Below are 3812 nucleotides of genomic sequence, written 5' to 3' on the forward strand. Positions count from 1 at the left end.
GCGCACGACCACGGGCGGCGGCAGCGGGGGGTCGTCGGGCGAGCGCCCGCCTGACGCCTCGATGACGGCGGCCGTCGCCTCGGCCTCGAGCTGCAGTCGCGCCTGGATGCGGAGGTTCTCGAGCGTCGCGTCGAGGATGCCGGGCACCGGACCCTCGGTTGCCGCGAGCGCGTCGATCGTGGTGATGCCGGCGTCGAACAGGGCGACGCGCTGGGTGACGCGCAGGCTGGCGACGAGGAGCACGTCGCGGTGCGCCTGCACCTCGAGGTCGCACGTGGGGCAGCGCCCGTCGAGCGTATAGCGGGGATCGCCCCACTCGACCGGCCCGTCGGCGTCGAGGCGCTCGGCGACGATCTGCCCGAGGCGGGCCCGGCGCAGGCGGTAGACGGGCTCGATGTCGTCGAGCCGGTGCACGCTCGTGGTGCCGTCGCCGAGGAGGAGCTCGACGGTGTCGGCGCACGGCACGCCGAGGCGCTCGAGCTGCTCGGCGTAGGCCGCGAGCTGCAGGAGCGCGGTGACCCGGGCGCGGCGGGCGAGCTTGGAGTCTTGAACGAGGTAGCGGCCGTCGGGCTGGCGCACGATGAAGTCGGCGAAGCCGATGAACCCGTCGTCGACGAAGGTCGCCTGGAACACCACCGGCACACCCGCCGCGAACGCGTCGCGCGTGGCGGTGACGGCCGCCGCGACGGCATCGGGATCGCGGAGGTCGGGCCGCTCGATCTCGACGACGCCGTCGCCGAGCTGCTCGCGGTAGGCCTCGAGCACGCGCAGCTCGTGTTCGTCGCCCATGCGGCCGGCGCGCTCGAGCATGGCGTCGGCGACCGGCTCGAAGAGGGTGTCGCGACCGAGCTTCACGTCGAGCTCGCGCAGGAACGCGAACTCGCACTCCGAGGCCTTCTTGAGGTCGCTCGCGCTCGTCACGACGGTGCCGTCGACCACGTACATTTGCGGCATCCCTTCGTCGTCCCGGTGTTCACCGTAACCCCGGCCGCCGACATCGGCGCCGGGCCCGCCGCATCGCGTCGGGCGCACCTCAGCGGCCCGCGAGCGCTCCCCGCCCGAGCCCGAGCATGCCCTCGACGGCGTGCCCGATCCGGGAGCCGCGGTCGTCGGCGTCCTCCCAGCGCACGAGCGCGTGCGCGTTGAGGCCGTCGATCATTCCGAGCAGCTGCCAGGCGACGGATGCCGCGTCATCCGTCTCGAACTCGCCGGCGGCGATGCCCGCCTCGACGATGCCCTGCACGAAGGCGCGCCAGGCGTCCATCTCGTCGCGGACCCGGGCGGCGAGGGCCTCGTTGCGCCGCCCGAGCGCCCACGCCTCGACCCACACCACGGTGACGTCGTCGCGACTGCCGTCGAGCAGCGTGTCGAGCAGCACGGCGAGGCGCACGCTGGGCGAGGGGAGCGGCTCGACGAGCTCCTCGACCTCCTCGAGCTCGGCCGAGACGATCACTCCGAACGTCGAGGCGACGAGCGCGTGCATGTCGGGCTGGTAGTGCGCGACCAGGGCCGGAGCGACGTCGATGCGGGCGGCGACGGCGCGCAGGGTCACGGCGTACAGGCCGTGCTCGAGGGCCACGTCGCGCGCGGCATCCGCGATCTCGGCGGAGCGTTCTGCCGGCGACTTGCGGGCGGCCTTCTTACGGGGGGCTCTTGACATCGTGACCTCAGTGTAGGTAACGTCACTGCATCTTATTGATCGTGTGATCAATAGTAGGTCGAGTCCCGGCCGTGTCGAGAGAGTCCCCCATCATGCGCAACGAAGCGATCGAACCGGCCATCGAGCCACCTCCCGTGCCGTCGACCGAGCCGGCCGCGGATCGCGCCGGTCACGTCGAGCAGCACGGCATCGACGTCATCCCGCGCTCCGACCGGCACGGCCGGCCCCGTGAGCTGTTCTGGGTGTGGATGTCCGCGAACGTCAACTACCTCTACTTCGTGCTCGGCGGCGTGCTCGTGCTGCTCGGCCTCTCGATCTGGGAGGCGCTCGCGATCACCGTGATCGGCAACCTCTGGTGGGCCGCCGTCGGCTGGCTCGCGGTGAGCGGCCCGGCGTCGGGCACGCCGAGCGTCGCGATCATGCGCGCCATGTTCGGCATCCGCGGCAACCGCGTCTTCGGGGGCGGACTCGGCGTGGCGATCGGCCTCTTCTACGAGATCATCAACATCGCGGTCGCCACTCTGGCCGCGAACGCCCTGCTCGGCATCCTCGGCGTGCCGCTGCCCGCCGGCGCCGAGTGGATCGTGCTCGTCGTGGTCGCGGCGCTCAGCTTCGTGCTCAGCGTCTACGGGCACGCCACCATCCTGAAGCTCGCGCCCGTGTTCTCGGCGGCGCTCGCCGTGGCGTTCGTGGTGCTCGCCGTCTTCGTGCTCGGCGCCGCCGACTTCTCGTACACGCCGGCCCCCATGCCCGTCGGCGAGCACTGGGCCATGCTGCTGCTCGGCTACGCGATCATCGCCTCGGGCCCGCTGTCGTGGGGCACCGGCGCCGACTACGCCCGGTACCTGCCGCAGTCCACGTCGAAGCRCGCGGTCGCGTGGTGGACGGCGCTGGGCGGCTTCATCCCCGCGGTGCTCATCGGCACCCTCGGCATCGTCGCCGCGACGGCGATCGACATGACCGATCCGCAGCTCACCATCGGCGAGATCGTGCCCGGCTGGTTCACCCCGGTGTTCCTCGCCATCGTCGTGCTCGGCAGCATCACGAACAACGTGCTCGTCGCCTACTCCACGGGCCTCTACGCGCAGGGTCTCGGCTTCCGCGTCTCCCGAGCGGCCACGGTCATCGTCACGGGTCTCATCGCGACGGTGCTCGCCGGCTGGGCGGTCTTCCTCGCGCCGAGCTTCCTCGACACGCTGAACGCGTCGCTCGAGCTCAGCGTCACGGTGCTGGGCCCGCTCGTGGCGGTCTACGCGGTCGACATCTGGTTGCGCCGCAACCGCTACGACGGCGTCGCGCTGAGCGACGAGCGCCGCACGAGCCCGTTCTGGTACTCGGGCGGCTGGTTCTGGCCCGGCACGATCGCCATGGTCGTCGCCACGACGGTCGCCGTGCTCATGGCGAACACGACGCTCTACGTCGGTCCCATCGCGGCGGCGCTCGGCGGAGCCGACCTCTCGGCGTTCGCGGGGCCGATCCTCGGGGGCGGCATCTACGCCGTGCTGTGGCTCACGACGACGCCGTACCGCGACCCGGCGCGGCGGCCCGCGGCATCCGCAGACCTCGCCACGGACCCCGCCACCGACCACGACGACCATGATGAGAGCACGACGGATGCCGCGGCATCCGCTCACCGCAACCAGGAGGTTCCCGCATGAGCTGGCGCATGCCCGCAGAGACCGCCCCGCACGACCGCACGTGGATGGCGTTCCCGCGCGAGGGGCTGACCCTCGGCGAGCGCGAGTCCGATCGCGAGGCCGGCTACGCGGCCTGGAGTGCGGTCGCCAACGCGATCGTGCCGTTCGAGCCGCTGGTCATGGTCGTCGACCCGTCCGAGACGGCCCGGGCCCGCCGCATGCTCGATGGGGCCATCGAGCTCGTCGAGGCCCCGCTCGACGAGTTCTGGATGCGCGACTTCGGTCCGACGTTCGTCCTCGACGACGAGCGCCCGGGCGTGCTCGGCGCCGTCGACTGGATCTTCAACGGCTGGGGCGCGCCCGACTGGGCCGAGTGGACGAAGTCAGCCGAGATCGCGCGCTTCGTCGCCGATCGCGTGGGTGCCGAACTCGTCTCGAGCGTCCTCGTGAACGAGGGCGGCGGCATCCACGTCGACGGCGAGGGCACGGTGCTCCTCACCGAGACGGTGCAGCTC

4 protein-coding genes are annotated in these 3812 nt (G+C 71.9%); 2 read left to right on the forward strand and 2 right to left on the reverse strand.

Annotated elements, in window-relative coordinates; translation table 11 throughout:
- Together AC1DY2_RS16940 and AC1DY2_RS16945 are read right to left on the reverse strand one after the other, a co-directional pair.
- Positions 1-945, reverse strand: a 945-nt coding sequence (locus tag AC1DY2_RS16940; RefSeq protein WP_476763474.1) for a PD-(D/E)XK nuclease family protein, incomplete at its 3' end; no start/stop codon positions are given.
- A gap of 88 nt (positions 946-1033) precedes the next feature.
- Complete coding sequence (locus tag AC1DY2_RS16945; RefSeq protein WP_476763475.1) at positions 1034-1660, reverse strand: TetR/AcrR family transcriptional regulator; 627 nt, start codon at positions 1658-1660, stop codon at positions 1034-1036.
- 92 nt (positions 1661-1752) lie between these two features.
- On the opposite strand from AC1DY2_RS16945, the gene AC1DY2_RS16950 reads away from it, so the two are divergent.
- Both AC1DY2_RS16950 and AC1DY2_RS16955 read left to right on the forward strand, forming a co-directional pair.
- Positions 1753-3318, forward strand: a complete 1566-nt coding sequence (locus AC1DY2_RS16950) for a purine-cytosine permease family protein (protein ID WP_476763476.1) — start codon at positions 1753-1755, stop codon at positions 3316-3318.
- A partial coding sequence (locus AC1DY2_RS16955; protein WP_476763477.1) for an agmatine deiminase family protein occupies positions 3315-3812 on the forward strand: 498 nt, incomplete at its 3' end. The genes AC1DY2_RS16950 and AC1DY2_RS16955, both read left to right, overlap by 4 nt.

The organism is Agromyces sp. P1_H4 (assembly GCF_056405255.1).

Excerpts from the sequence above, each read along its gene's own strand:
- AC1DY2_RS16945 (WP_476763475.1), bottom strand. The coding sequence starts at position 1,660 with ATGTCAAGAGCCCCCCGTAAGAAGGCCGCCCGCAAGTCGCCGGCAGAA.